Origin of the sequence: Erwinia plantamica (assembly GCF_043420595.1) — a bacterium.
In the GTDB taxonomy this organism is placed as follows: domain Bacteria; phylum Pseudomonadota; class Gammaproteobacteria; order Enterobacterales; family Enterobacteriaceae; genus Erwinia; species Erwinia aeris.
This window is the reverse complement of record NZ_JBGCUC010000071.1, coordinates 1-475: the sequence shown is the minus strand read 5'-3', so window position 1 is coordinate 475 and position 475 is coordinate 1. Positions and strand designations below refer to the sequence as shown.

General features: G+C 63.8%; 1 protein-coding gene. It reads left to right on the top strand.

The genetic code is table 11. From position 1 onward, the window contains the following. The first annotated feature begins 133 nt into the window (after window positions 1–133). Window positions 134–328 (top strand): molybdopterin-dependent oxidoreductase, encoded by a 195-nt coding sequence (locus AB3U87_RS22115; RefSeq protein ID WP_477181481.1) that lies wholly within the window; start codon window positions 134–136, stop codon window positions 326–328. Window positions 329–475: the final 147 nt, after the last annotated feature.

The window sequence follows — 475 nt, the reverse complement described above, 5'->3', positions numbered from 1 at the left end:
AGGTGTGGTTCCGGGGCGGATAGCTTGGGCCACCGCGGTGATTTGAAGTGTGTAGCTTGCGCCGCGTCATCAAACGCTAAAGCACTACGGAGCGTTCGCGCCTCGTGGTCCTTCATCGAAAGGATGACTTGCCGTGATTGATCGATCGTCGTTCCAAGTTCTTCTGCACCCGGCCAGGCTCCTCGTGCCGCACCTGTATTTCTGGAAGAGCGCCAAGTGGGTGAAGGGTCTGCGCTTCACCAGGAAGGACGAGGGCGGGTTCTGGGAACTGCGCGGCTACCACATGTCCGGCGATCCCTGGCGCGAGCAGCGCTTCGCCGGTGATTGAACCCACCGCACGGCCCCTCCCCTGGCAGACGGCCACGCTGCTGGCGATCAAACCGGTCACGCGGCGGGTGAAAAGCTACCGGTTCCGGATCGCGTTCGACCGGCCGGTTCTGGCCGGACAGCACGTCGATGTGCGCCTGACGGCCCC